General features: G+C 34.1%; 21 protein-coding genes. 6 read left to right on the forward strand and 15 right to left on the reverse strand.

The genetic code is table 11. From position 1 onward, the window contains the following. Nucleotides 1–3: 3 nt before the first annotated feature. The 3 genes from ACAM30_RS08955 to hflX all read left to right on the forward strand — a co-directional run bounded on the left by ACAM30_RS08955 (nucleotide 4) and on the right by hflX (nucleotide 3778). On the forward strand, nucleotides 4–1353 hold the full coding sequence (locus ACAM30_RS08955; RefSeq protein ID WP_369618173.1) for a DUF5689 domain-containing protein: 1350 nt from the start codon (nucleotides 4–6) through the stop codon (nucleotides 1351–1353). Nucleotides 1354–1491: 138 nt separating this feature from the next. Further along, complete coding sequence (locus tag ACAM30_RS08960; RefSeq protein WP_369618174.1) at nucleotides 1492–2361, forward strand: hypothetical protein; 870 nt, start codon at nucleotides 1492–1494, stop codon at nucleotides 2359–2361. A gap of 187 nt (nucleotides 2362–2548) precedes the next feature. Beyond that, entirely contained in the window at nucleotides 2549–3778 is a 1230-nt protein-coding gene (hflX, locus tag ACAM30_RS08965; protein WP_369618175.1) for a GTPase HflX, read from the forward strand. A 207-nt stretch (nucleotides 3779–3985) separates the two neighbouring features. Here the strand turns inward: hflX and ACAM30_RS08970 are convergent, their stop codons facing one another. From ACAM30_RS08970 to ACAM30_RS09005, 8 genes are all read right to left on the reverse strand, one after another. Next, a complete protein-coding gene (locus ACAM30_RS08970) occupies nucleotides 3986–4375 on the reverse strand; it encodes a hypothetical protein (RefSeq protein ID WP_369618176.1) in 390 nt (129 codons plus the stop codon). 4 nt (nucleotides 4376–4379) lie between these two features. Beyond that, entirely contained in the window at nucleotides 4380–5492 is a 1113-nt protein-coding gene (locus ACAM30_RS08975; protein ID WP_369618177.1) for a hypothetical protein, read from the reverse strand. 470 nt (nucleotides 5493–5962) lie between these two features. Beyond that, nucleotides 5963–6913: a DUF3078 domain-containing protein gene (locus ACAM30_RS08980; RefSeq protein WP_369618178.1), complete on the reverse strand. Its 951-nt coding sequence runs from the start codon at nucleotides 6911–6913 to the stop codon at nucleotides 5963–5965. 81 nt (nucleotides 6914–6994) lie between these two features. Then, nucleotides 6995–7504: a DUF2480 family protein gene (locus ACAM30_RS08985; RefSeq protein ID WP_369618179.1), complete on the reverse strand. Its 510-nt coding sequence runs from the start codon at nucleotides 7502–7504 to the stop codon at nucleotides 6995–6997. Nucleotides 7505–7576: 72 nt separating this feature from the next. Further along, complete coding sequence (locus ACAM30_RS08990) at nucleotides 7577–7900, reverse strand: SUF system Fe-S cluster assembly protein (protein ID WP_017494560.1); 324 nt, start codon at nucleotides 7898–7900, stop codon at nucleotides 7577–7579. Nucleotides 7901–7974: 74 nt separating this feature from the next. Then, nucleotides 7975–8400: a SufE family protein gene (locus ACAM30_RS08995; RefSeq protein WP_369618180.1), complete on the reverse strand. Its 426-nt coding sequence runs from the start codon at nucleotides 8398–8400 to the stop codon at nucleotides 7975–7977. A 2-nt stretch (nucleotides 8401–8402) separates the two neighbouring features. Beyond that, a complete protein-coding gene (locus tag ACAM30_RS09000) occupies nucleotides 8403–8756 on the reverse strand; it encodes a hypothetical protein (protein ID WP_369618181.1) in 354 nt (117 codons plus the stop codon). An 82-nt stretch (nucleotides 8757–8838) separates the two neighbouring features. Then, nucleotides 8839–10053 carry an aminotransferase class V-fold PLP-dependent enzyme gene (locus tag ACAM30_RS09005; RefSeq protein ID WP_369618182.1) on the reverse strand — a complete coding sequence of 405 codons (1215 nt, stop codon included), beginning with the start codon at nucleotides 10051–10053 and terminating at the stop codon, nucleotides 8839–8841. 219 nt (nucleotides 10054–10272) lie between these two features. Between ACAM30_RS09005 and ACAM30_RS09010 the strand changes: the two genes are divergently transcribed. Beyond that, a complete protein-coding gene (locus ACAM30_RS09010; RefSeq protein WP_369618183.1) occupies nucleotides 10273–11622 on the forward strand; it encodes a serine hydrolase domain-containing protein in 1350 nt (449 codons plus the stop codon). Nucleotides 11623–11721: 99 nt separating this feature from the next. Here the strand turns inward: ACAM30_RS09010 and sufD are convergent, their stop codons facing one another. The 5 genes from sufD to ACAM30_RS09035 form a co-directional block, all read right to left on the reverse strand. Beyond that, complete coding sequence (gene sufD / locus ACAM30_RS09015; RefSeq protein ID WP_369618184.1) at nucleotides 11722–13038, reverse strand: Fe-S cluster assembly protein SufD; 1317 nt, start codon at nucleotides 13036–13038, stop codon at nucleotides 11722–11724. A 65-nt stretch (nucleotides 13039–13103) separates the two neighbouring features. After that, nucleotides 13104–13850 (reverse strand): Fe-S cluster assembly ATPase SufC, encoded by a 747-nt coding sequence (gene sufC, locus ACAM30_RS09020; protein ID WP_369618185.1) that lies wholly within the window; start codon nucleotides 13848–13850, stop codon nucleotides 13104–13106. Between the two features lie 12 nt (nucleotides 13851–13862). After that, nucleotides 13863–14351: a flavodoxin family protein gene (locus tag ACAM30_RS09025; RefSeq protein ID WP_369618186.1), complete on the reverse strand. Its 489-nt coding sequence runs from the start codon at nucleotides 14349–14351 to the stop codon at nucleotides 13863–13865. A gap of 7 nt (nucleotides 14352–14358) precedes the next feature. Continuing rightward, on the reverse strand, nucleotides 14359–15807 hold the full coding sequence (sufB, locus tag ACAM30_RS09030; RefSeq protein WP_369618187.1) for a Fe-S cluster assembly protein SufB: 1449 nt from the start codon (nucleotides 15805–15807) through the stop codon (nucleotides 14359–14361). Nucleotides 15808–15901: 94 nt separating this feature from the next. After that, complete coding sequence (locus ACAM30_RS09035) at nucleotides 15902–16231, reverse strand: iron-sulfur cluster assembly accessory protein (RefSeq protein ID WP_017494570.1); 330 nt, start codon at nucleotides 16229–16231, stop codon at nucleotides 15902–15904. Nucleotides 16232–16527: 296 nt separating this feature from the next. Here ACAM30_RS09035 and ACAM30_RS09040 point away from each other — a divergent pair, with 296 nt between their 5' ends. After that, nucleotides 16528–17385: an MBL fold metallo-hydrolase gene (locus ACAM30_RS09040; RefSeq protein WP_369618188.1), complete on the forward strand. Its 858-nt coding sequence runs from the start codon at nucleotides 16528–16530 to the stop codon at nucleotides 17383–17385. Between the two features lie 88 nt (nucleotides 17386–17473). On the opposite strand, the gene ACAM30_RS09045 is transcribed toward ACAM30_RS09040, so the two are convergent. Together ACAM30_RS09045 and ACAM30_RS09050 are read right to left on the reverse strand one after the other, a co-directional pair. Beyond that, nucleotides 17474–21268, reverse strand: coding sequence for a T9SS type A sorting domain-containing protein (locus ACAM30_RS09045; protein ID WP_369618189.1), 3795 nt, complete (start codon nucleotides 21266–21268; stop codon nucleotides 17474–17476). A gap of 154 nt (nucleotides 21269–21422) precedes the next feature. Further along, a complete protein-coding gene (locus ACAM30_RS09050; RefSeq protein ID WP_369618190.1) occupies nucleotides 21423–23360 on the reverse strand; it encodes a T9SS type A sorting domain-containing protein in 1938 nt (645 codons plus the stop codon). Nucleotides 23361–23618: 258 nt separating this feature from the next. Between ACAM30_RS09050 and ACAM30_RS09055 the strand changes: the two genes are divergently transcribed. Then, complete coding sequence (locus ACAM30_RS09055; RefSeq protein WP_369618191.1) at nucleotides 23619–25253, forward strand: S8 family peptidase; 1635 nt, start codon at nucleotides 23619–23621, stop codon at nucleotides 25251–25253. The last annotated feature ends 6 nt before the right edge of the window (nucleotides 25254–25259 follow it).

The raw sequence follows: 25259 nt of genomic DNA on the forward strand, positions 1-25259 counted from the left end.
GAAATGAAAAATAGATTCTTACTTTTCGGTTATGCATTCTTGTTGCCGATGATTTATAGCTGTAATAATGAAATTGAAATTCCAAAATTGGAATGTACACAACCGAGTTTAGTTATTAATCAGAAGGTTCAGAAAGTTAAAGATTTTTCAGGACCCGTTCCGAAACAATATGGCTACGATGATACTATTGAGGCTTACGTAGTGTCAAGCGATGAGGGAGGAAATTTCTTTAAGATACTTTTCCTGCAAACTATCGCAACTGATGAAACACCGGCAACAGGATTTAGTGTTGCGGTTGATGTTACCAACACTTATATCGATTTTCGGATGGGGAACAAAGTGTATATCAAATTAAAGAATCAGTTTACAGATTTATATTTTGGTGGTTTGCGTATCGGAAGTTTGTCCGTAAGCAATTCGGGAGATCCAGTAATAGGCAGAATTTCGCAGACCGATTATAAAAATATCCTCAATGCATCCTGTACCATAATGGATGAAAGTAAATTGGTGAAAACAATTTCTGTAGAAGAAGCGCTCAATGACGATAAGCTTAATACATTAGTGGAGTTGAACGGAGTTCAGTTTGCAGAGGAAGCGATTGGCCGTCATTATTTTGAAGAATCCAATAATGTAGGCGGTTCGACAAACTGGAACCTTCAGGATAAAAGCGGGAATCAGATTATTTTCAGAACAAGCAGTTATGCGGGTTTTGCAAATAAATTGGTACCGGAAGGGAGTGGAAAAGTGAGAGGAGTTTTGACCAAATACGGATCAGATTATCAATTAATGAGCAGATCAGAAAAAGATCTGGAAATGAACGGAAAAAGAGATATACCAATTTTTACGGAAGATTTTCAATCTGTAAAAAATAATGTGAATTTTATTTTGCCGGGTTGGAGTAACATTGTTGAAAAAGCTTCAAAATTATGGGAGAGTATGATGTATGCCGGAAACGGTTATGCAGAGTTTAATACCACAAGTACTACTGCAGCCGAAAATGCTGCCTGGCTGGTTACTCCAAAAATCAATTTGAGCGGTTATAAAAATGCAGTATTATCCTTTAGAAGCGCACAGCACGACTTAAAGATTGATTCGCCATTAAATATGCTCGAGGTTTATGTTTCGACTAATTTCGATGGTTCTAGTGTAACCAAAGCAAAATGGACAAAGCTAACGGCAAAATTCCCTTCATTGTTGACACCATCCCGGGTTTTTATCAGTTCCGGAGCAATTGATTTATCTTCCTATTCAGGGAATATTAATATTGCATTTAAATATATGGGTTCGGGCAAGGATAAAACTTTGAATGGTGCTTTTATGGTTGATGATGTTAGAATTTTTGCTGAAAAATAAGGCTATTTTTAATAGATACTTAGTTAAGGTCTTGATTTTTAGATAGTAATTTAATACAGTATTGTTTTTGAGATTTAAACTGTTAAATTTTAGTAGAATTTTGTATTTTGGTCACCCCAAATCAATACAAATACCACTATGAAAATCTATTTTCTTGCCATCATCATGATGGTTTTTCCATGTTTGCTGCACAGTCAGAGTCAGAACACTACACCTGTCAGATTGAAACAAATTAATATTGTCAAAACAAATTACCAGAACTCTAAAGATGGTGAAATTGTAAACAAAACGGTTGTTTTTAAAGACGGGAAAATACAAACCATTACGACTTCAGATGTCATTCAGCATTTCTTTTACAATACCAAAGGACTATTGGATATGACAGTTAAAGATAAGGTAGGAAGTGACTGGAAAGAAGTTGTGAATTATAGTTATGATGCCGACAACAACATCACAAAGTTTGTAAAAAAATATCAGGAAGGAAATGACTACATTACCAAAGTAGTGACTTTTACTTACGAAGGCGCAAGAGTAAAGGTAATTACAAAAAAGAGTACCAATCATCAGAATTTAGTGGATGATATCGAATATATTGTTGAAAACGGTGCTATCGTAAGACGTACTTCCCGAGACAGAAACAAAGCCATCATTGGTAAAATCGAATATGTTTATTTCAACGATAATGTCATAAAGCATAAAGGTTTGGTAGGAGATAAAATTTCGAAAAGTTTTATTTTTGATGATAAGAATTCTGTTGATCTTCTGATTGTTAAAAGCTTATTTGGAGATAATTATAAAGTGATTGTACCAATGATTTCGTATCATGAAGAAGAATTCAGTTTTGAATCCATTTCTCCTAATAACGAAATCGTATTTAGTCCCTCCTCTACTGTTTTGGTTGGAGTGAGCAGAAAATACAAATACAACAAACTGAACTTTCCAATCTCTTGCTCTCAGATAGAGGAAAACGGAATTGTAAAAACAGAAAAAACTTTTATTTACGAGTAACATAAATTTTAAATCCGAAAATTCAAATCTGAAATCCCAAATTCCAAACCTCAATTAACAATTGCGATTTGGAATTTGGGATTTGGATTTTTAAAGAATAGTGTAATTTTTCAAATACGGTTTAAAAAACGAGTTCTATAAGGGTTAGTACCTTACAAATCATTAAATTTGCACCTTATTCAAAGCTATGTTAGAAAAAGAAGTTATAAATTTTGAGAGAACAGCCATTGTAGGTATTATAACTCAAAATCAAAGTGAAGAAAAACTTAACGAATATCTGGATGAATTAGAGTTTTTGACTTTTACCGCAGGAGGTGAAGTGATTAAACGCTTTTCGCAAAAAATGGAACGTCCAAATCCGAAGACTTTTGTAGGGACAGGAAAAATAGATGAAATCAATCTTTTTGTAAAAGAAAACAATATATCGACGTTGATTTTTGATGATGAATTATCACCATCACAACAAAAGAATATTTCCAGAATTATCGATTGTAAAATTTTAGACCGAACGAATTTAATTCTGGATATTTTTGCGCAAAGAGCTGAGACCTCTTATGCAAGAACACAGGTTGAGCTGGCACAATGTCAATATTTACTGCCTAGACTTTCTGGTTTATGGACACACCTTGAGCGTCAAAAAGGGGGTATTGGTATGCGTGGTCCGGGAGAAACCGAGATCGAAACAGACAGACGTATCGTACGTGACCGAATTTCGCTACTAAAGGATAAAATCAAGACCATCGACAAACAAATGAGCATTCAGCGCAGTAATCGCGGTGCGATGGTTCGTGTGGCGCTTGTAGGATATACCAATGTTGGAAAATCGACTCTGATGAATGCGATTGGTAAAAGTGATGTTTTTGTTGAAAATAAATTATTTGCAACTTTAGATACCACTGTTCGAAAAGTAGTAATTAAAAACTTACCGTTTTTATTATCGGATACCGTAGGTTTTATTAGAAAATTGCCAACACAGCTGGTAGATTCGTTTAAAAGTACGCTCGATGAGGTACGTGAAGCCGATTTACTATTGCATGTTGTAGATATTTCGCACCCTGATTTTGAAGATCATATCGAATCGGTAAATCAAACTTTGTTAGAGATTAAGAGTAATGACAAACCAACGATTATGGTTTTTAATAAAATTGATGCCTACAAACATTTGACAATTGATGAAGATGATTTAATTACCGAAAGAACAAGAAGACATTATACGCTTGAGGAATGGAAACAGACCTGGATGAGTAATGTTGGAGAAGATAAAGCACTGTTTATCTCGGCAACACAAAAACAGAATTTTGAAGAATTCAGAGAAATGGTTTACGAGGCAGTCCGCCAGATTCATATCACGAGATTCCCTTATAACAAGTTTTTGTATCCGGATTATAAAGATGCAATTGAGAAAGAAGAGGAATAAAGTCTTTGATTTAGTTATACAAACCTCCCTTTTGACTTTTCAAAAGAGAGGTTTTTTTATAATCGGCTAAATCTGCCGAATCTGTGAAGAATTCTCGGCCACTAATTTTCCTCGTTTTTTTCGCCACAGATTAAGGGATTAAAAAAGATTTCTTTAAATAATCTTTTCTCTTATTTTCAAGAGCTACTCCATAATGAAGAGGTGTTTTTATTTTCTTAATTTTACATATAGTAAATTAGAGTATCTGCCTTTATATAAGTCATTTGGGTAGCTAAAACTAATTATAGTGCCATTTAATATTCCTTTTACTTTTCTGTTTGAAAAGCTAAATTCAATAATGATCTCATTATTATTTTCAGACTTATTAGATTTCCAAGTTCCAACGGAATTTGTCTTTGTATTATTGTTTTTTAATTCAAAAGTCTTATCTGCATTGATCAATAATAATCGATACTCTTCTGCTTTAACTAATGTATCCCTTGTGACAAATTTATCAATTTCATATTTACCAATGATTTGTTTTTCATCTATTTTTGAAGAACAACTTAAATAAAGGGTAAAAATTGACAATAAAATAAATCTATATAAATTTTTCATAGTTCTAATTTGTATCTCTTACTTCAGTTAATATATATCTTGCTGGTCTGCCTTCTTTATTGTCAATGGGTCTATTTTCATTTCCATTTAAGGGGATATTGTTGTCAACATCTCCAAAATAATAAGTACCATCGCTTCCTTTTACCAATCTAAATTTATTTTTTTCTAAATCAGTACCTACTTTTTCTCCTTTGCCATCGCTATAGTTATCATAGTAAGAAAAATAAGCACCATTATAATCAGTTCCCATTCCTACTATTGTAATATAATGATTTGTTGCTCCATTAGGATTTCCTGTTTCTTTGTCAGGATTATACATAACACCTGCCATAACTGCTTTACCATCTTTAAGATTATTTATTATGGTATTGATACCTTTTTGTAAATCCAGTTTAGATTTATCTCCGCCTTTTTCCACAAACATATCAATTCTATTTTTTGAACCTCCAGCAGTATAGTTTCCGTTTGAACCTTGCTCAACTTGCAATCTACTATAATCTGCACATTGTTCGTGTTTTGAAGTCCTATTAATTTCAATACCTAAAAAGGAAGTTGTTCTCACGATGTTATTATTATAATTTATCCATTTTTGACCGCTCATTACGTTAGTCACTGTTGTAATACCACTAAGTTTTGGAGGTTTTGGTGCTATCCCGTCAGGATCAACAAAAAAGTCTGGATTGTTGACGCAAAATGCAGACGAGGACATATCTGGAAACTTCTCCTCTAATGAGGCAATATTGCTCCAATTAGCTCTCGCAGGGGTATAAAGTCTCGAACTATAGTCATACATGTTAAGTTCCAGCTCGTCTTGGAGCTCTTTTTCATTGTATTTGTTGAAATCATTTTTTAAACTGATTTTATCAATATTATTAGTATCATTTACATATTTCGTTCCATAAAGGTCGTTTTTTATTGTGATCTCTCCAAGTCTGGCAGTGTTGTTTGTATTAAATTCATCGGTTTTATAAGATTCTTTAGCAAATCTTGCCATTTCAGCAGCATTTTTATCACCTTCAATCTTCTGATACCAGATGTTAAGAAAAAAATGTCTAAAACGTGCCATTTCACCGGGACTGGTGTCTTTTAATACAATTTTGTGGTTTTTAATAAACATAATATTTTTTGTGTTAATGAATGGTACTTGATCACTATGGTTTTGCAATTTTAATAACCACATTTCTTAAGGATAACTAGTTTTTAAAAGGAGATAAAAGTACTCTGAAACAGCTTCTTAAAAAAAAGAATAGACTTTAAAAGTCAGTAGTTTCAGTTGATGTGTTCTGTCTTGATTATGAACTCAGTAGTCTGGGGAGAATTACATTATTTTCATACGATATGGTATTATACTCTAATATGTAGAACTAATCAATAAGTACAATTTGGTGCAATATTTATGTGTTTTAGGTGCTTCGTTACAACCCAAAAAAAACACCCACTATTTCAATTAAGAAAAAAGGGGTGTATAAGAAAAATAGAAAATTTAGCTTCTATAGTTTTTTAGGTTTTAGACCTTCTTATAATTCACATATTATGAAGATATAGGACAGAGTTTATTGTTTGTAGATTTATTTTGTATTGTGATTCTTAAAACCCAAAATTTATTCCTACACCAAATACTTGCCTGGTTTGGAATCCACTGAAAGCATTATCGTCATAGATGGCCTGGAAGGATAAGTTTGCCGATAGAAATTTGTTGACTTTCATGATGACATTCAACGAGTAGTTGATATCTACATTTTGCGGATCTCTTAAATAGTTAGAATACAAATTCAGAGTATTCTCGGCAGTTACGTTGGTCATGATGGCCAGTTTGTAATAAACCGAAGCATAAAACCCAAGTTCGTATAACATACTTTTATTAGCATCTACTCCAAAATAAGCCCCGTCTACATAAGGCAATCCTGTTGCCTGATCAATTCCAGAAGTATAAGCGCGGTCTACAAAAGTAAATTTTGAAGTTAGAGGAGCAAAGTTTATTTTTAAATCCTCCGTTTTAGACCAGTAAATACCAGGTCCCGTAGTGAGATATCCCGGAGACATAAACTTGGTGTTTTCAGTTCTGATTTCCTTCCCGTTTGCATCCTTACCATACAGATAACCCGTTGTAAATTGGGTTCTGAAATTTAAAAAGAAAGAATAATACCAGTCTCCAAAAGCTTTCTTCCCTACAATTGAATTGAATTCTAAACGGTCATCGGTCTTTTTTTCGAAATCTGCATTTTTAGTTTGCAAAAGACCATACGAAGCCAGAATCTTATTGTCCCAGGTGAGATCGTCTTTTTTATAGTTAAAGTCGTAATTGATTCCTAAAGTTCCAGAGAAGCTGTCTTCACCTCCGGCAACCCAATTGTTAAAACTCGATTGATTCAGTAAGAGAGACACGGTACCTTTTGCCTTCCATCCTTCGTCTTCTATGGTATCATTTATTTTTTTTACTGCTTTTTCAGTATTTTGGATTAGTTCCTTTTCTGAATTTTGCGCATGAACAAAAGTAAAATTCGCTAAAATAAGGAGTAATAACGCTAGCTTTTTCATGATATCTGGTTTAAATGTGGTAAGAACAAATATACTAAATAATCGTTAAAAAGCCTTATGGGATGCAGCTGATAAGGAGTGTTATTTCTTTGGTTCTTTGTATAAGGGTACTGCCGAACAGGCCTCGCCATACATGATACTTCTTGCAAATGGCTGCAGATAGGTTGCTGCCAAAATGTATGCCTGAGTAGGAACAGGTTTGCGGGAACAGCCTTTCACGATAACAGGCTTGCCTTTATAAGGAGTATAGTCAAGTTTGCTCAGAATTTCTTCGTATAAGCTTGTTTCCAGATCTTCTATAGTTCCGTTCACCACTTTTTTAGCGTACGGAGCCAAATGTATCGCAACCAGAATTGAAGACCAGGCAGGAACAATGGCATCTGTACTGCAGTTTATAGCCACATACTGATCCTGATATTGTGACCAGTCGTGATTTTTTAAATGCTCTCTAAAGTCTTTTTCCTTTAATAAAAAACCTTCTAAAAGCCATTGAGATATATCGATTTGCACACGTGCTCCTTTTGGGTAATAATCTTCAAGATCAAAAACCTCCAGGGCACTATTGGCAACTTTATTGATGATTTCTTCCATATGAAAAGTTAGTTTCAGGTTTCAAGTTTCAGGTTGTGTGAACTTGAAACTTGAAACCTGAAACAAATTTTATTAAAGCATTCCTAATTCTAATTTTGCTTCTTCGCTCATTAAGTCTTTGCTCCATGGCGGGTCGAAAGTAATTTCAACATCAACATCTTTTATGTTTTCAATTGTTTTTACTTTTTCTTCCACTTCTCTTGGTAAACTTTCTGCAACAGGGCAGTTTGGAGAAGTTAAAGTCATTAAGATTTTTACTTCGTAATCGGTGTTGACCATTACATCGTAAATCAATCCTAACTCGTATATGTCTACAGGAATCTCCGGATCATAAATGCCTTTTAAAACTTTTACGATAGATTCTCCTAATTCGTTTGTGTCTATTTCTTGTTCCATTGTTTTTATTTTTTACCATTAAGATAGTAAGTTTAGGCCTTTATGAAACTTAATCTTTTTATGGTTTGATTTTTTTAATTTTTGTTTTTTGCGTCAAAAGCCAATGCGTACATTTTGATGTTTTTAATCATCGATACCAAACCATTCGCACGTGTTGCAGATAAATGTTCTTTTAGACCAATCTCGTCAATAAAATCAACATCGGCGTTTAAAATATCTGATGCTTTTTGATTGGAGAATGCACGAATTAAAATCGCGATAATTCCTTTAGTCAAAATCGCATCACTGTCGGCAGTAAAAACAATGTTGTCTTCTTTTTGTTCGCCTTGCAGCCAAACTTTAGACTGACAACCTTTAATTAAATTGTCGTCGGTTTTATATTCTTCTTTGATTAACGGAAGACTTTTTCCTAATTCGATGATGTACTCGTAACGTTGCATCCAGTCATCAAACATCGAAAATTCGTCTATTATTTCGTTTTGTATTTCTTTTATCGTCATAATTATTTTTTCGTAAAATCCAGCAGCAAATTTACCAAATTTTCTATCTCTTTTGGAGGGTATCCATCGTCGAAACCCTGAGTTTCATATATTTTCTGATTCTGAGTAACTTTTAAATTTCCCAAAGCAGCACCATCATGAAAGCGTTTTTGTGTTGGACCTTTTAATTCCGGAATCGTTTTGAGGTTGATTTTCGAAAATTCAGCTACAATCTGCTTCCATTTTAGATCCTCTATTTTGCTCTCCACAGGCTGAGCATTACGGCCATTGGTTACCGAAACCGTTTTATTCTGTACCACGATTACTTTGTAAGTGCCTCGGGAAATTGCAGAATATTCAATTTCAGTAGCTTTCATGTCGGCTTTTTTTTGACTGGAACAGCTTGTTCCAATAAAAAATGTTAAGAGCAACAAAGATAATATCCTCATAAAAGATTTTTTAGCTTAACATAGTTTTCGCTTTTTTAATGGCCTCAACCATTATGTCAATTTCTTCTTTGGTATTGTAAAAAGAAAAGGAAGCACGAATCGTTCCCGGAATACAGAAAAAATTCATGATTGGCTGCGCACAATGATGTCCGGTTCTCACCGCGATTCCAAGTTTGTCAATAATCGAACCAATATCATACGGATGAATTCCATCAATATTAAACGAAATCACTGAAGCTTTATTTTTTCCGGTTCCGTAAATTTTCAATCCTTCGATTTCTAACAAACGTTTAGTTGCATGCTGTAACAAATGCGTTTCATGCTGATGAATGTTATGAAAACCAATATGGTTCAAATAATCAACAGCCGTTCCTAAAACAATTCCACCGGCAATATTTGGAGTTCCTGCTTCAAATTTATGAGGTAAATCGGCATAAGTCGTTTTCTCGAAAGTAACCTCTTTGATCATTTCACCGCCCCCCTGGTACGGAGGTAATTTGTTCAGCCATTCTTCTTTTCCATAAAGAATTCCCGTTCCCGTTGGTCCGCACATTTTATGTCCTGAAAAAGCATAAAAATCACAATCTAAATCCTGAACATCAGGTTTTAAATGTGGCACAGCCTGCGCACCGTCAATCAAAACAGCAGCGCCAACAGCATGAGCCTTTTCAATCATGTATTTGATCGGATTGATAATTCCCAATGCGTTCGAAATATGGTTTACCGTTACCACTTTTGTCTTTTCTGACAATAAGGCATCATAAGCTTCTATTATTAGCTCACCATCCTCATTCATAGGAATCACTTTAAGAGTTGCTCCTGTTTTCTCACATAACATTTGCCAGGGCACAATGTTACTATGATGCTCTAATGAAGAAACAATAACTTCGTCTCCGGGCTTTAAGATTGAAGCAAAACCGTTGGTTACTAAGTTAATTCCGTGAGTGGTTCCGGAAGTAAAAAGTACTTCGTGCGAGAATTTCGCATTGATATGATGTTGGATTTTTACTCTCGAAATTTCGTAAGCATCAGTCGCCAATTGGCTTAAAGTATGCACACCACGATGAATGTTGGCATTTATTTCCTGATAATACTTTGCAATTGCATCAATCACAACTTGTGGTTTTTGTGAAGTTGCACCGTTGTCGAAATATACTAAAGGTTTTCCGTTTACTTTTTCTGAAAGTATCGGAAAATCAGCTCTTATTTTTTGGATGTCTAACATGTCTTATTTAGAAAAATTCTACCTACAAAAGTACTAAAACAAAATTGGTTTATTCATTAAAACTATAATTTCCTTTTATGATGCTATCAATTGAACGTTTGCTTATGGATTCTTTAAAAATTGATTCCTTTTTTTGTGTTTTATGAATTTTAAATCTAAATTGAGTTGTATGATGTTGATTGTAAAATGTTTATATTGCATTAAAAATACCATAACCAGATGAAAAGAGTTCTTAAATTACTTGTACTTGTTTTAATTCTTGCCTTTTTATATTTTGGATTTACTACTTATCCCAAACTGGATTTGATTTCAGGCTTTTCGGCCAAAAGTGTAGCATCGGGTCATTTTATTGACAATCGTTCGAAGGAATTAATCGAAAAAACGGATAATGATATCCACATGATTGATTTAGCGGAGAATACTATTGATGATACCGGTAAGTTTGCTGTTTCTACAGTTTATGGTTTGAAAGAAAGAAAAGCAATTTACAGAGAAGGACTGGGCGCTACTTTGATTGATGATGATTATGATATTTCGAAACCATACCTGCTTCCAAAAAGAACAAAATTGGTTAATAATCTTTCTTTTCCTTATGGGAATAAAGAACCAAAGGATACTGCTTTTTCAAATATTGATTATGCCAAACTGAAAAAAGCAGTGGACGGCTCATTTGATTTAAAAGGTCAAAAGAATAAGCGTTCGCGTGCCGTAGTAGTGGTATATAAAGATAAACTGATTGCTGAAAAATACGATACAGGTTTTAATAAAGACAGTAAAATTCTAGGATGGTCGATGACTAAAAGTATCACTAGTTCAGCTTTTGGTGTTTTAGCGAAACAACGAAAATTTGATATTTATAAACCAGCTCCGATTGCGGAATGGCGAAATGACGATCGTAAAAAGATTACCGTTAATGATTTGCTTCATATGAACTCTGGTTTAGAATGGGAGGAAGATTATACAAAAATTTGTGATGCGACTGAAATGCTTTTTCAGGCAGAAGATATGGGGAAAATGCAAATGGATAAACCGGCTAAATTTAAACCTAATACACATTGGTACTATTCTTCTGGAACTACGAACTTATTGTCCCGAATTTTAAGAAGTCAGTTTAAGACACAACAGGAATATCTCGATTTTTGGTACAGTGCTGTGATTGATAAAATTGGGATGAATTCGATGATTGTGGAGCAGGATATGTCGGGAATTTTTGTGGGATCTTCTTATGCATGGGCAACAGCGAGAGACTGGTCAAAATTTGGACTACTATATTTGCATAAGGGAAATTGGAACGGAGAGCAGGTTTTAGAAGAAAGCTGGGTAAAGTATACGGCAACTCCAACCAATACTTCAAATGGGGGTTATGGGGCTCAGTTTTGGTTAAATGCCGGAGGGAAATTTCCTGATGCTCCACGTGACATGTTTTATTGTAACGGCTATCAGGGACAAATGGTAGCGATTATTCCGTCTCTGGATATGGTAATCGTTAGGATGGGGGTGAATGAAGGAGATCATTATTTTGATTTTAATGAATTTTTGAAGGAGATCATTTCTTCAATAAAAAAATAAAACACAAAACCCGACAGGTTTTTAAAACCTGTCGGGTTTGATAAAATAAAACCCTGCGAACTTTGCGTAACTCTTTGCGAACCTTGTGGTTAAATCATTTTACAAATCAAATCCTAAATTCACGCCTAGTTTTGTGGCGATGATTTTAGTAATTCGTTGTTTTAGTTCCGGTATTTTGATGCTTTCGATTACGGCATTCGAGAAGGCGTACATCAATAAAGCTTTAGCCTCTTTTTTAGGGATTCCGCGTGACTGCATGTAGAACATTGCGGTTTCATCTAATTGTCCAACCGTACAACCGTGAGAACATTTTACGTCATCGGCAAAAATTTCCAATTGCGGCTTGGCATTGATCGTAGCTTTGTCACTCAACAAAATGTTGTTGCTTTTTTGGAAAGCATTTGTTTTTTGAGCTTCTTTTTCTACTAAAACTTTTCCGTTGAAAACTCCAGTAGAGCGATCAGAGAAAATTCCTTTATAATCCTGGAAACTTTCACAATTTGGCGTTGCGTGATTCACCAAAGTATAATGATCAACGTGCTGTTTGTCGTTTAGAATCGAGATTCCGTTAAGCGTACTGGTTAATCTTTCGCCAAAATGGAAAAAGTTTAAGTTGTTACGAGTCAGATTTCCTCCAAAAGAAAACGTATGCACAGAAGCATGACTTTCCTGTTGTTGTGAAACATAAGTATTGTCTACTAAATTCGCTTCGCTAGCGTCGTTTTGAATTTTGTAATAATCGATGATGGCACGTTTTTGAGCGAAAATCTCTGTAACCGAATTGGTCAGAACAGGATTCTCATTTAAACTCTGGTGACGCTCGATAATCTGAACATGTGAATTTTCACCCACAATAATCAGGTTTCTTGGCTGAACCATTAATGCAGCTTCGTTACCTGTCGAGAAATACATAATTTCGATAGATTTGTCGGCTACTTTCTTTTTTGGGATATTGATGAAAGCTCCTTCACTTGCAAAGGCTGTATTCAACGAAGTCAAACTATCGTCTTTACTTGCAATCTGATTGAAGTAGGTATCAATGATCATTTTATATTTTGGTTTGGTCAATGCTGAAGACATTAAGCAAACATCGATTCCGTCATGTGTAGTTGAAGACAAATGCGAGCTAAAAACACCATCGATAAACACTAATTTATAAGTGTCTATTTCATGTAAAAAATATTTCTTTACCTGATTAAATTCGATTGCACTTTCCTGCTTAGGAAAAACCGTAAAGTCATTTTTTAAGATGGCGTTTAACGATGTGTATTTCCAAGCTTCTTCCTTTTTGGTTGGGAAACCTTTATTTTCAAAGTTTTTTAGTGCTTTGGTGCGAATGTCATGCAAATCTGAATGTACATCGACACGCTCTTCAAAAGCCATAAAAGACGATACTAATTTTTCTTTTAAATCCATTTCTGTGGTTATGAGTTATGAGTTATGAGTTATAAGTTTTGTAAACTGTAAACTGTAACTGTAAACTAATTTTCTGCTTTAATCCAGTCGTATCCTTTTTCTTCCAATTCGTAAGCTAGTTCTTTTCCGCCAGATTTTACGATTCTTCCGTTGTAAAGAACGTGAACGAAATCCGGAACGATATAATCTAATAAACGTTGGTAGTGTGTGATTACGATGATAGCGTTTTTCTCGCTTTTCAATTTGTTAACACCATTTGCAACAATTCTAAGGGCGTCGATATCAAGACCAGAATCTGTTTCGTCAAGGATGGCTAATTTTGGCTCTAACATTGCCATTTGAAAAATCTCATTTCTTTTTTTCTCTCCTCCGGAAAATCCTTCGTTAAGCGAACGAGATAAAAATTTACGGTCGATTTCTAATAATTCAGATTTATCACGAATTACTTTCAGCATTTCGTTTGCTGGCATTTCGTCCTGACCGTTTGCTTTACGGGTTTCGTTGATTGCAGTTTTCATGAAGTTAGTTACGCTAACTCCCGGAATTTCTACAGGATATTGAAAAGAAAGGAAAACTCCTTTATGTGCTCTTTCTTCAGGAGCAAGATCAGCAAGATCTTCTCCGTCTAGGAAAACTTCTCCGTCAGTAACTTCATAGTTTTCGTTTCCGGCAATTACAGCCGAAAGTGTACTTTTTCCTGAACCGTTTGGTCCCATGATAGCGTGTACTTCGCCAGCTTTTACTTCTATATTAATTCCTTTAAGGATTTCTTTATCACCAATTGAGGCGTGAAGGTTTTTTATTGATAACATTGTCTTTTTATTTTATATAAATGTCAATTCTATTTTTGTTGTTTCGTTTAGGATGTTGGCATTAAAATGCGCGTGTCCTAAATATTCCATGCCTAGATAATCGGCTGATTTTTTGAACGGAATGTAAAAACTCTCTTCAATTTCATTATCGTGTGAATTGGAGATCACACCAATTTTCTTCCCTCTGAGTTTTCTTCCGGTTTCTTTTTCAATTCGGATTAAATCCGAAAAGCGGTCAAAGAAAACCTTCATGATTCCACTCATATTATACCAATATATAGGCGTTGCAAAAATTAAAGTGTCATACTTTTCGATGATACCTTTTATTAAAGGAAAAAAATCATCTTCTCTGTTCTTACTTTCGTAATCATAATAGGAAATATTATAATCACTAAGATTAATCACATCTATTCCGGTTTCTTTAGAAATTTCATCCGCGATTCTGGTTGTATTTCCGTTTTTTCTGGATGAACCTAAAATGATTACTTTTTTATCTTCCATTTCGCGATTAACCTACAGAACCTTCTAAAGAAATTTCTAATAATTTTTGAGCTTCAACAGCAAATTCCATTGGTAATTTGTTCAAGACATCTTTACTGAAACCGTTTACAATTAGGGCAATCGCCTTTTCAGTTGGGATACCTCTCTGGTTGCAGTAAAAAACCTGATCTTCTCCAATTTTACTTGTCGTTGCTTCGTGCTCTATTTTGGCTGATGGATTTTTACTTTCGATATATGGGAAAGTGTGTGCACCACAGTTGTTCCCCATTAGAAGAGAATCACATTGCGAAAAGTTTCTGGCATTTTCTGCTCTTGGACTAATCTGAACTAATCCACGGTAGCTGTTTTGAGATTTACCGGCAGAGATACCTTTAGAAATAATAGTCGATTTAGTGTTTTTTCCTAAATGGATCATTTTAGTTCCCGTATCAGCTTGTTGGTAGTTATTGGTAACGGCAATTGAATAAAATTCTCCAACTGAGTTGTCTCCTTTAAGTACACAAGAAGGATATTTCCAGGTTACAGCAGAACCAGTTTCTACCTGTGTCCATGAAATTTTAGCGTTTGTTTCGCATAAACCTCTTTTGGTAACGAAGTTGTAAACTCCACCTTTTCCTTCTTTGTTTCCAGGAAACCAGTTCTGAACGGTAGAATATTTAATTTCAGCATCGTCTAAAGCGATTAATTCAACTACAGCAGCGTGCAATTGATTTTCGTCACGGCTTGGGGCAGTACATCCTTCCAAATAAGAAACATAACTTCCTTCATCAGCGATAACAAGTGTTCTCTCAAACTGACCAGTTCCTGCCTGATTGATTCTGAAATAAGTGGAAAGTTCCATAGGGCATTTTACACCTTTTGGAATATAACAGAAACTTCCGTCAGAGAAAACCGCCGAGTTTAAGGCAGCATAGAAGTTATCTTTTTGAGGTACAACAGTTCCTAAGTATTTTTTTACCAGTTCCGGATGTTCTTTTATAGCTTCTGAAATCGGGCAAAAAATAATTCCTTTTTCAGCCAGTGTCTTTTTAAAAGTGGTGGCAACAGAAACAGAATCGACTACAATATCCATAGCGATATTGTTCATCTTCTTTTGTTCGTCGATAGAGATCCCCAGTTTTTTGTACATCTCTAAAAGCTCAGGATCTACATCGTCCAAAGTTTTGTTCGGATCTACCTGTTTTGGAGCTGAATAATAAGAAATAGCCTGAAAGTCAGGTTTTTCATAATGTACATTTGCCCATTCCGGTTCGATCATTTCTTTCCAGGCACGAAAAGCTTCAATGCGCCAGTCGGTCATCCATTGTGGTTCTTCTTTTTTAAGAGAAATAGCTCTTACGATGTCTTCGTTTAAGCCAATAGGAAAGGTCTCCGATTCAATATCAGTATAAAACCCGTATTCGTATTCTTTAGTTTCGAGTTCGATTTTTAAATCGTCTTCTGTGTATTTGCTCATTGTTTTTTTATTGAAAGACTCAAAAATTGAAGGATTTAAATAAGATCACTTCTGTAATTTTTAAATCTTTAAATTTTGCAATCGTTTAATTATTTTAAAGGGAGAATGACTCTCCGCAACCACAAGTTCTGCTTGCATTCGGATTATTGAATACAAAACCTTTTCCGTTTAATCCACCTGAAAATTCAAGAATTGTTCCGGCCAGATATAGAAATGATTTCTTTTCAACTGCAATTGTTATGTCGTTGTCTACAAATATTTTATCGTCGTCGCCTTTGGTTTTGTCGAATTTTAAATCATAAGACAAACCAGAGCATCCACCGCTTTTTACGCCTACTCTTACGTAGTCGCTAGCAGCATCAAAACCATCTTCTCTCATCAAATCGATGATTTTATTTTTGGCAGTATCAGAAACTTTTATCATTGTTTATCGTGTTTATTTTTGTTTTCATCTCAATTTTGCTCTCAAAAATAATAATCCGAAGAGTACGATTTTAAAGTGCTGTTTTTCAATGTTGAAATGAAATTATCGGCAAAGATACGACTTAAAAACCTTTTTCCATAACGGTTCACATTATTATAACAAATGTTAAAATAGATATATGTTATATTAATAAAAGAATGAGACTCTATTATCGTTTTTTAAAGACTTTATGACGGTTTGTTGTAAAAATGAAATAGTATTTCCTAGCTTTGTTTTCCTATTAAAAATCTATTCTCATGAAACTTTACCCTATAGAATCCGGAAATTTTAAGTTAGATGGAGGCGCCATGTTTGGTGTTGTTCCTAAAACGATCTGGAACAAAACCAATCCGGCCGATGCTAATAATTTAATTGATATTGCTGCACGCTGTCTGCTTATTGAAGACGGAAATCGTCTGATTTTGATTGATACCGGAATGGGAGACAAACAATCGGAGAAGTTTTTTGGCTATTATTCGTTGTGGGGATCGCATTCGATAGACAAATCGCTGGCTAAATATGGTTTTCAGAGAGACGATATTACAGACGTTTTTATGACGCATTTGCATTTTGACCATTGTGGAGGAAGTGTACAATGGAATTCAGACCGGACTTTTTACGAGCCTGCTTTTAAAAATGCAAAGTTTTGGACGAATGAAAATCATTGGGAGTGGGCAACAAAACCCAATGCGCGTGAAAAGGCTTCTTTTCTTTCTGAGAATATTTTACCCATGCAGGAAAGCGGACAGTTAAACTTTATAAAGCGTCCCGAGAGTGATTTTGGTTTTTCTGAAGAAATGAATTTTGGAATTTATTATGTGGACGGCCATACCGAAAAGCAAATGATTCCACATATCCAATATCAGGATAAAACGATCGTTTTTTGTGCCGATTTGTTAGCCACTGCTGGGCATATTCCGTTACCCTACGTGATGGGTTATGATACACGACCTTTATTGACAATGCCGGAGAAATCTAAATTTTTGAACGCAGCAGCAGACCAAAATTATTATTTGTTTTTAGAGCATGATGCACATAACCAAATTATAACAGTAGAACAGACCGAAAAAGGTGTCCGCTTAAAAGAAGTATTTACTTGCGAAGAAATTCTTTAAAATTAAAGCTATAAATGCAAAAAAGTCCCATTTTCATGATGTCGAAAGTGGGACTTTTTATTAACAAATTTAATTCAACAAATTATAATTATTCTACAATAACTTTTTTAGCTGAGGCAGCATCCCCATTAATTAAGTACACATAATAAACGCCTTTTGGCAGACCGAATAAATCGATCGTATTATGGGTGATACTTGAATTTAAGATAAATGATTTTACAAGCTGGCCTAAGCTATTATAAACACTTGCTTTTTCTAAACTTGCATTTTGAATGTTTACTTCGCCTTTGGTTGGGTTTGGATAGATTGCTACTTTTTCAAAATTGTTGGTATCAATACCTAATGTTTTACAGGAGTTAGAATAAGTAGCATTTTTTTCCTTAATATTTGACCAGTTAGCATTTGAATAATCGGCATCATCTACCTGTATGCAATTTAAAATTTTGTTTCCTAGAAAGCTGGTGTATATGGACGTAGCAGCATTTTTTCCGGTTTTAGACGGTAATACAAAATTTTTATTGTTACCATTTTGAATATTCAGTGAAGTTAACGGGTTAAATTCAAGGAAAACAAATTCTAAAAGGGGATTATGTGATAAATCTAGTGATGTCAACTGATTCCAGGCAAGATTTAATCTTTTTAAACGAGGATTATTGCTAAGGTCTAAGGTGGTTAATTGAGCATTATCAAAATATAAGTCTTCTAATTTTGGATTAGAAGAAACATCTAGTTTTGAAATTTTCGTATAGACGCAGTTTAACTGTAAAAGATTAGGTTGATTTGATACATCTAATGTTGTTAGATCATTGTGACCACAATAAAGTGATTCTAGTTCAGGATTTGCTGATAAATCAATGCTAGTTAACTGATTTCGATCCGCCGTTACGTAATGAACTTTTTTATTTTGCGATAAATCAATGGTTGAAATTTGATTCATACTAAACATTAAATTAAATAGTTCTTTGTTAGCAGTGAGATCCAGAGCTTTTAGTTTATTGTCGTGCAGTGATAATTTTATAAGTGATTTGTTCTGGCTTAAATTAATCGACTGTATATTGTTAAAGTTAAGATCTAGGTAGGTTAATGAAGTGAAATCTTCTATACCTTTAATATCACTAATATTAGAATTAGAAAGGTCTAAGAAGGTTACTTTATTGATACTTGCGGTTGCAACCTTACCATTTTTACCGTCTTTGTCAATTTCCAGAGCAATTAATTTATCTTCAAAATTAGAGTCTGGAATTAGGGTGTATATGGTGCAGTCTAAATTGTAATTTGCAGTCGAATCTTTGAGAGCCGCCCAATTCGTATTGGCATAAACATCGTCGTCAACCTGAATGCAGTTTAAATTAGGATTGTTCTTAAAATTAGAATTTACATCAAAATTTATATTATTCCCGTTCTTTAGATTTAAACTTTCTAAAGAATTATTGGTGCAATTAAGAAGGGTTAAAGCTTTATTTTGAGAAACATCTAAAAGAGACAATAGATTCCCGGAACAATTTAGAGAGTTTAATTTTTTAAAACCTTTAATTCCGGTTAAGTCTTTTATCCCACTTGAAGCAACATCCAGAGAAGTTATATTTTCGATATCGCTGTTTAAAACAGATCCGTTTTTACCATCGGTATCTATGTTTAGTGCTATTAATTTATCTTCAAAAGTCGGATCTGGGATTGCTGTGGCTTTATCGCAATCTATAGTTGTATATGTTGCTGACGTATCTTTGAAATTTTCCCAAATTTTATTAGAATAAAGTGCATCATCGACTATGATACAAGTTAGTAATGGTGTTCTTGTAAAATTAGTAGCATTGTAAGTAATTTGCATATGGCGGTTGTTTCCATTTCTTATATTTATCGTAGTCAATAATTTATTTTCAGAGCAATTTAAAGATGATAGAGATTGATTTTTAGAAAGATCTAGGCTAGTTAACAGGTTTGAAGAGCACCATAATGAAGATAAAAGCTTATTGTTTGTAAAATCAATATTGTTTAATTGGTTAGAACCACAGCTTAGGAGACGTAAATTGACATTTAGAGAAAGATCAAGACTTGTTATTTGATTATGATCAAGTGACAGGTATTCTAAGGCAAGGTTTTTTGAAGTGTCTAGCGTGATTAAATTGTTGTAACCTGCAAGTAAAAAGTATAAGGCCTGGTTTTTAGAGATGTCAAGATTCGTTATCTTGTTAGACATACAATTTAGATAAGTTAAGGCTTTAAAATCCTGAATTCCGGCCAAGTCTGTAATATTACTATTATTAAGTTCCAGTTTTGTAATGTCGGAAATTTTTGAGGTTAATACCTTTCCATCAGCAGTTCCGGAATCAATTCCTAATGCTATTAACTTGTTTTCAAAATTTACGTCAGGTATTAAGGTGTAAGATTCAGGAGCGATACAAGGGGTTGAGGAAAAAGATGTCGTTGGGTCTTTTTTGGCAGACCAATTTGTATTTGCAGCTGCAACATCACTAACCTGAATACAAGTTAATTTTGGATTTGATGTAAAAGAGATTTGATTGGTAAGTAAGGATGTATTGTTAGTGAGGTTTAAGCTTGTCAATAGATTCTCTTGTAAATATAAAGTAGTTAGGCTCGGATTATTGGAAATGTCTAATGTTTCGAACTTATTTTGACGAAGGTCCAGACTACGCAAAGCTTTATTTTGAGACAGATCTATCGTTGTTAATTGACTGTTTGCTGCAGTGAAAGACTCAAGAGCTTTGTTTTTGGTTAGATCAGGACTTTTTGATAGATTGTTTCCGGAGGCATACAAACGAGCAAGTTTTAAATTGTGAGATACATCAAGATCTGTTATTTTAGTTTGATTAATAGTAAGTGCTTCCAGGGCTGTATTAGCAGTTAAATCAATATTTGAAATTTGATTTGAACTCACATTCAATTGAATTAATGAAAGGTTTTTAGAAACATCTATAGTGGTTAGATTATTTCCTGCAATCAGGAATTGCTGTAATGATAAGTTTTTAGTAATATCAATGGTTGTCAGTTTATTATAAGGACAATAGAGTAATTTTAAGGCTAAATTTTGGGATACGTCTAAGTCTGTTAGTTGATTTCCAGAGCAGTATAATGTGGTTAGCTTTGTGTTTTTAGAAACGTTTAATTTTGTCAATTTACCTGTTCCTCCTCCATTAGGGTCGGAAGTTCCCGAGCAATACAAGGTTTCTAAGCTATAAAAATCTTCAAGTCCCGTTAAGTCAGAAATTATTGTGACGTCAAGGTCTAAAGTTTTAATTTTTGTAATATTGGCTGTTAGTACTTTCCCATCAGCAGTTCCGGAATCAATTCCTAATGCTATTAGCTTGTTTTCAAAATTCACGTCAGGTATTAAGGTGTATGGAGAAGGGACATCAGCAATATCTACAACGGAAACGTTATCGACTAAAATTTCAGAGTTTAGTGTTCCTGTGGTCCAGATATCGATCTCTATATTTTCGCTTACAGTTGGAGTATATTCAAATTCAATTTTTTTCCATTCAGAAGCTGAAAAAATGGTTTCTGTTTTTTTTATGATTTCTTCCTTAAAAGTTCCGGGTTTGTGATATAAACTAAAATCAAGTTTCGAAAATGTACCAGAAACTAATTTGTGGTACATTGTTATTCGGTATGTTTTATTTGCTGTTACTGAAAAAAAATCGCTGTTGATAGAGTTGAGAGTGCCACTGGAAATCTTCATATTGGTACTCGAGGTGCCGTTTTGAGCAGTAGTGCTTTGTGAGACAAATCCATTAAAAGAACGATACCAGTTACTAGGTTGGGATGATGAAGGCCAGATTTCAAAGTCACCGTTGGGGACTAAATTAGTTTGGGCATAAATAGAAAAATTTGCGAATAAAAGGAATAAGAGTAGTTTTGATTTCATAGATAAGTGATTAGTTGCTACAAGTCTACGAAGTCTCTCTTGAATTTCCTTACGGGAAGGCGTAATGAACAGGATTTAATCTTTTGGTACTTAAGATATAAAAAAAGTCCCATTCGCCTCTGCGGATGGGACTTTTTGGATTAATAAATTATAATTATTCTACAATTACTTTTTTAGCCGAAGCAGCATCCCCATTGATTAAGTATACATAATAAACTCCTTTTGGTAAACCAGATAAGCTTATTGTATTGTTTGTATTGCTAGAATTTAAAGTAAATATTTTTACCAATTGCCCTAATGAGTTGTAAACCGTTGCTTTTTCTAAAGTAACATTTTGAATGGTTACCTCACCTTTCGTTGGGTTTGGATATAGAGTTACTTTGTCAAAAAACGAATCTTCGATACCTAGTGTGCAATTTGTTGAAAATGAAGCTGCAGCATCTTTCTTGGTTCCCCAATTTGTATTTGCATAACTAACATCGTCAACCTGAATACATTTTAGGTTAGAATTAGCTCCAAGATCAAAATTTGATGTTTTTATTAAACTGTTAGTTCCATTTTTTAGATTTACTTCCGTCAGACTGTTAGCGCGACAATCTACCTCGTATAACTCGGGGCATTTTGAGAGATCTAATTTTGATATTTCATTAAGACGGGCAGAAAACATTCCTAGTTTAGGATTATTAGAAACATCTATGGCTTTAATGCTGTTTGTACTAATGGATAAAGTTCTCAGAGCAGAATTATTTTTTACATCTAAAGCCGTAATTTCATTAACAAAGCAAACAAGCGATTTTAATGCAGTGTTGCTGGAGGTATTTAAAGTAGTCAATTTATTATTAGAACAATACAAATCAATTAAATTAATGTTTTTTGTAATATCCAGGCTTGTGATTTTATTAAACGTACAATTTAGATATTCAAGCTGTACGTTTTGTGAAAGATCAATAGTTGTTAAATTGTTTTGCCTGCAATCTAATCTTTTTAAGTTTTTAAAGTCTTGGATACCAGTAAGATTTGAGATTGTGCTGTTTTCAACATTCAAAGAGGTCAATCCTGAAATTTTTGAAGTAGCCACTTTTCCATCAGCCGGAGCGGTATCGTAATTAAGGGCGATTAGTTTATTTTCGAAATTTATATCCGGAATCAAAGTATAGACAGTACAATCAACATTGTAATTGGCAGTCGCATCTTTCGAAACAGAGAGCCAGTTATTGGTTGAATAAGCAACATTGTCTACCTGAATACAAGTCAAGTCTGCATTGTTTTGTAAATTAAGTTGATTTTTATTGATTTTATTATTAGCACCATTTTTCAGGTTCAGTTCCGTTAAACTATTCGAAACACAAGAAAAGTTTACTAAGTTAATATTTCCGGAGAGATTTAATTTACTTATTTTATTAGAATCACAATACAAAGAAACCAAAGCTGTATTCGCAGAAACATCCAAAGCAGTAAGTTTGTTTTCCCAACAAGTTAAACTGGTCAATAATGTATTTTGAGTAAGAACAATAGTGGAGATTTGATTCTGAGTAAATGATAGTGTTTTTAAAGCTGTACTTGAATTGATATTTAAAGCAGTCAAGTTGTTTTTATCGCAATTTAAATCTTCTAATAAAGGATTGTTCGATAGGGATAAAGTTGTCAGAAGATTGTTGTTGGCTTGTAATTGCCTTAGTTTACTATTATTGTTTAAAGATAAACCTGTCAGTTTGTTATTAGAACAAATCAAGTATTTTAAATCAGTGTTTAAAGAGGTATTAATACTGGTAATTAAATTGTTACTGCATTTAATGTCAGTAAGATATAGGTTTTTAGAGAAATTTAAAGTGGTTAAATTATTATTGGTTAGGTCTATAACTTCTAAATCTTTAAAGTCTTCAATTCCTGTCAGATTACTAATTCCTGCGTTTGAAAGATTTATATTGGTTAAACCAGAAATTTTAGATGTAAGAATTTTTCCGTCGATAGCCGTATCAAGATTATAATCAATTAATCGCTGTTCAAAACCAGGATCGGGAATCATTGTATATTGTTGTGCATAAATAGAAAAGTTTGCCAGTAACAGCAATAAGAGTAGTTTTGTTTTCATAGATTGGATTTAAAAATAGGTCGCGCAATTGTACAAAATTCAATTGAGCTTTCCTTACGGGAAGACGTAATGATCTGTTGATTGTTTTTGGAAGAGTCTAAAACAAAACGTTTTTTTAAATTAAGAAGACTTTTACAACGTTCTTAAGGTTTCTTAAATGTTAAGACAAAAATCATAAGACAGTGTTAATCGTTAGTTTTATGTAACAAAAAATCATAATTTAGACCCATATTTAACTTTAGAATACTTATTAGATACATGAGTCATATGAAACACATCAAATTATCTGCTTTTGCATTACTTGTTTTGGCAGGTTGCAGTACTACTTTGCAAGCGCAAAATTCAGCAACAAAAGAATTTATCAAAGCTCCTTTGGCTGTTGTTAAAAAAGCTCCTGTTTCAGAAAATGAATTAAAAAGATGGAGTCACCTTGACCTAATCAGGGATTCTATTCCGGGAATGAGTGTTGACAGAGCTTATGCTGAATTATTGCAGGGGAAAACCGGAAAGAAGGTGATCGTGGGAATTGTAGATTCTGGTGTCGATATCGAGCATGAAGATCTTAAGGGGATGATCTGGACGAATTCAAAAGAAATTCCGGGTAATGGAATCGACGATGATAAAAACGGATTTATTGATGACGTCCACGGATGGAATTTTTTAGGAGATGCGGTTCATGAAAATCTTGAATTAACACGTGTCGTTAAAAAAGGTGATGACGGATCTCCCGAATATAAAGAGGCTTTGGCACAGTATACGAAAAAGTATGAAGAAGCTTTAAGGGACAAACAACAATCTGATTTTTTATTAGAAGTTCATAAAACAATACAAAAAGAACTGAACAAAACAACCTATAAAATTGAGGATCTAAATACGATAACTTCTACAGATCCAAAAGTGGCTCAGAGTAAAGAGATCATGACTCAAATTTTAACGAATGCAGGGCCAACTTTTGATCCTGACTCTGAGTTAAAAGAGTACAGTAAGCAGGTTTATGGTCAGTTAAATTATAACCTAAATAAAGAATTCGACGGAAGAAAAGCAGTAGGTGATAATCCGGAGGATATTAAAAACACACGTTATGGAAATAATATTGTTTTTGGTCCTGATAAAGAAGAAGCCCTTCACGGAACACACGTAGCCGGAATTATTGCGCAGGTTCGTGGGAATAACTTAGGAGGAGACGGAGTTAGTACTAATGTAGAAATCCTGACTGTAAGAGCCGTTCCGGATGGTGATGAGTACGATAAAGATATTGCTTTAGGGATTCGTTATGCAGTCGACAACGGAGCAAAAATAATCAACGGAAGTTTCGGAAAAAGTTTCTCACCTCATAAAAAATGGGTGTATGATGCGATAAAATATGCTGAGAAAAAAGATGTTCTAATAGTGCATGCAGCTGGAAATGACGGATACAATATTGACGAGACCAAAAATATTAATTATCCAAACGACTCAGAAGATAACGTTAAAGAATTTGCTAATAACGTAATCACAATTGGAGCACTTAATAAAGAATATGGAGAAACTGTTGTAGCAGGATTTTCGAACTTCGGAAAAATAAATGTAGATGTTTTTGCTCCGGGTGAAGAAATTTATGCAACAGTACCCAACAATAAGTACAAATACCTGCAGGGAACTTCAATGGCAGCTCCAAATGCAGCAGGAGTTGCAGCACTGATACGCTCTTACTATCCAAAATTAAAAGCAGCTCAGGTCAAACAAATTTTAATGGACTCAGGGGTTGCACTTCCTTCAATGGTTGTTTTGGGTGAAAACCATAACCCTGAAGCAAAACCGGTAGCAGTTTCTTCGGCAGAATCTTCAAGAACAGCTAAAATGGTCAACGCTTACAATGCTTTATTGATGGCCGAAAAAATATCTAAAAAATAAACAAAA

Origin of the sequence: Flavobacterium sp. CFS9, assembly GCF_041154745.1 — a bacterium.
Classification (GTDB): domain Bacteria; phylum Bacteroidota; class Bacteroidia; order Flavobacteriales; family Flavobacteriaceae; genus Flavobacterium.

What these genes read in the sequence shown, in the direction of transcription:
- ACAM30_RS09035 (WP_017494570.1), bottom strand. Translation starts at nt 16,231, where the DNA reads ATGATAAAAGTTTCTGATACTGCCAAAAATAAAATCATCGATTTGATG.
- ACAM30_RS09045 (WP_369618189.1), bottom strand. Translation starts at nt 21,268, where the DNA reads ATGAAATCAAAACTACTCTTATTCCTTTTATTCGCAAATTTTTCTATT.
- ACAM30_RS08970 (WP_369618176.1), bottom strand. Translation starts at nt 4,375, where the DNA reads ATGAAAAATTTATATAGATTTATTTTATTGTCAATTTTTACCCTTTAT.
- ACAM30_RS09055 (WP_369618191.1), top strand. Translation starts at nt 23,619, where the DNA reads ATGAGTCATATGAAACACATCAAATTATCTGCTTTTGCATTACTTGTT.
- hflX (WP_369618175.1), top strand. Translation starts at nt 2,549, where the DNA reads ATGTTAGAAAAAGAAGTTATAAATTTTGAGAGAACAGCCATTGTAGGT.
- ACAM30_RS08955 (WP_369618173.1), top strand. Translation starts at nt 4, where the DNA reads ATGAAAAATAGATTCTTACTTTTCGGTTATGCATTCTTGTTGCCGATG.
- ACAM30_RS09000 (WP_369618181.1), bottom strand. Translation starts at nt 8,756, where the DNA reads ATGAAAGCTACTGAAATTGAATATTCTGCAATTTCCCGAGGCACTTAC.
- ACAM30_RS08975 (WP_369618177.1), bottom strand. Translation starts at nt 5,492, where the DNA reads ATGTTTATTAAAAACCACAAAATTGTATTAAAAGACACCAGTCCCGGT.
- sufC (WP_369618185.1), bottom strand. Translation starts at nt 13,850, where the DNA reads ATGTTATCAATAAAAAACCTTCACGCCTCAATTGGTGATAAAGAAATC.
- sufD (WP_369618184.1), bottom strand. Translation starts at nt 13,038, where the DNA reads ATGGATTTAAAAGAAAAATTAGTATCGTCTTTTATGGCTTTTGAAGAG.
- ACAM30_RS09050 (WP_369618190.1), bottom strand. Translation starts at nt 23,360, where the DNA reads ATGAAAACAAAACTACTCTTATTGCTGTTACTGGCAAACTTTTCTATT.
- sufB (WP_369618187.1), bottom strand. Translation starts at nt 15,807, where the DNA reads ATGAGCAAATACACAGAAGACGATTTAAAAATCGAACTCGAAACTAAA.
- ACAM30_RS08985 (WP_369618179.1), bottom strand. Translation starts at nt 7,504, where the DNA reads ATGGAAGAAATCATCAATAAAGTTGCCAATAGTGCCCTGGAGGTTTTT.
- ACAM30_RS08980 (WP_369618178.1), bottom strand. Translation starts at nt 6,913, where the DNA reads ATGAAAAAGCTAGCGTTATTACTCCTTATTTTAGCGAATTTTACTTTT.
- ACAM30_RS09005 (WP_369618182.1), bottom strand. Translation starts at nt 10,053, where the DNA reads ATGTTAGACATCCAAAAAATAAGAGCTGATTTTCCGATACTTTCAGAA.
- ACAM30_RS08990 (WP_017494560.1), bottom strand. Translation starts at nt 7,900, where the DNA reads ATGGAACAAGAAATAGACACAAACGAATTAGGAGAATCTATCGTAAAA.
- ACAM30_RS09040 (WP_369618188.1), top strand. Translation starts at nt 16,528, where the DNA reads ATGAAACTTTACCCTATAGAATCCGGAAATTTTAAGTTAGATGGAGGC.
- ACAM30_RS08960 (WP_369618174.1), top strand. Translation starts at nt 1,492, where the DNA reads ATGAAAATCTATTTTCTTGCCATCATCATGATGGTTTTTCCATGTTTG.
- ACAM30_RS08995 (WP_369618180.1), bottom strand. Translation starts at nt 8,400, where the DNA reads ATGACGATAAAAGAAATACAAAACGAAATAATAGACGAATTTTCGATG.
- ACAM30_RS09025 (WP_369618186.1), bottom strand. Translation starts at nt 14,351, where the DNA reads ATGGAAGATAAAAAAGTAATCATTTTAGGTTCATCCAGAAAAAACGGA.
- ACAM30_RS09010 (WP_369618183.1), top strand. Translation starts at nt 10,273, where the DNA reads ATGAAAAGAGTTCTTAAATTACTTGTACTTGTTTTAATTCTTGCCTTT.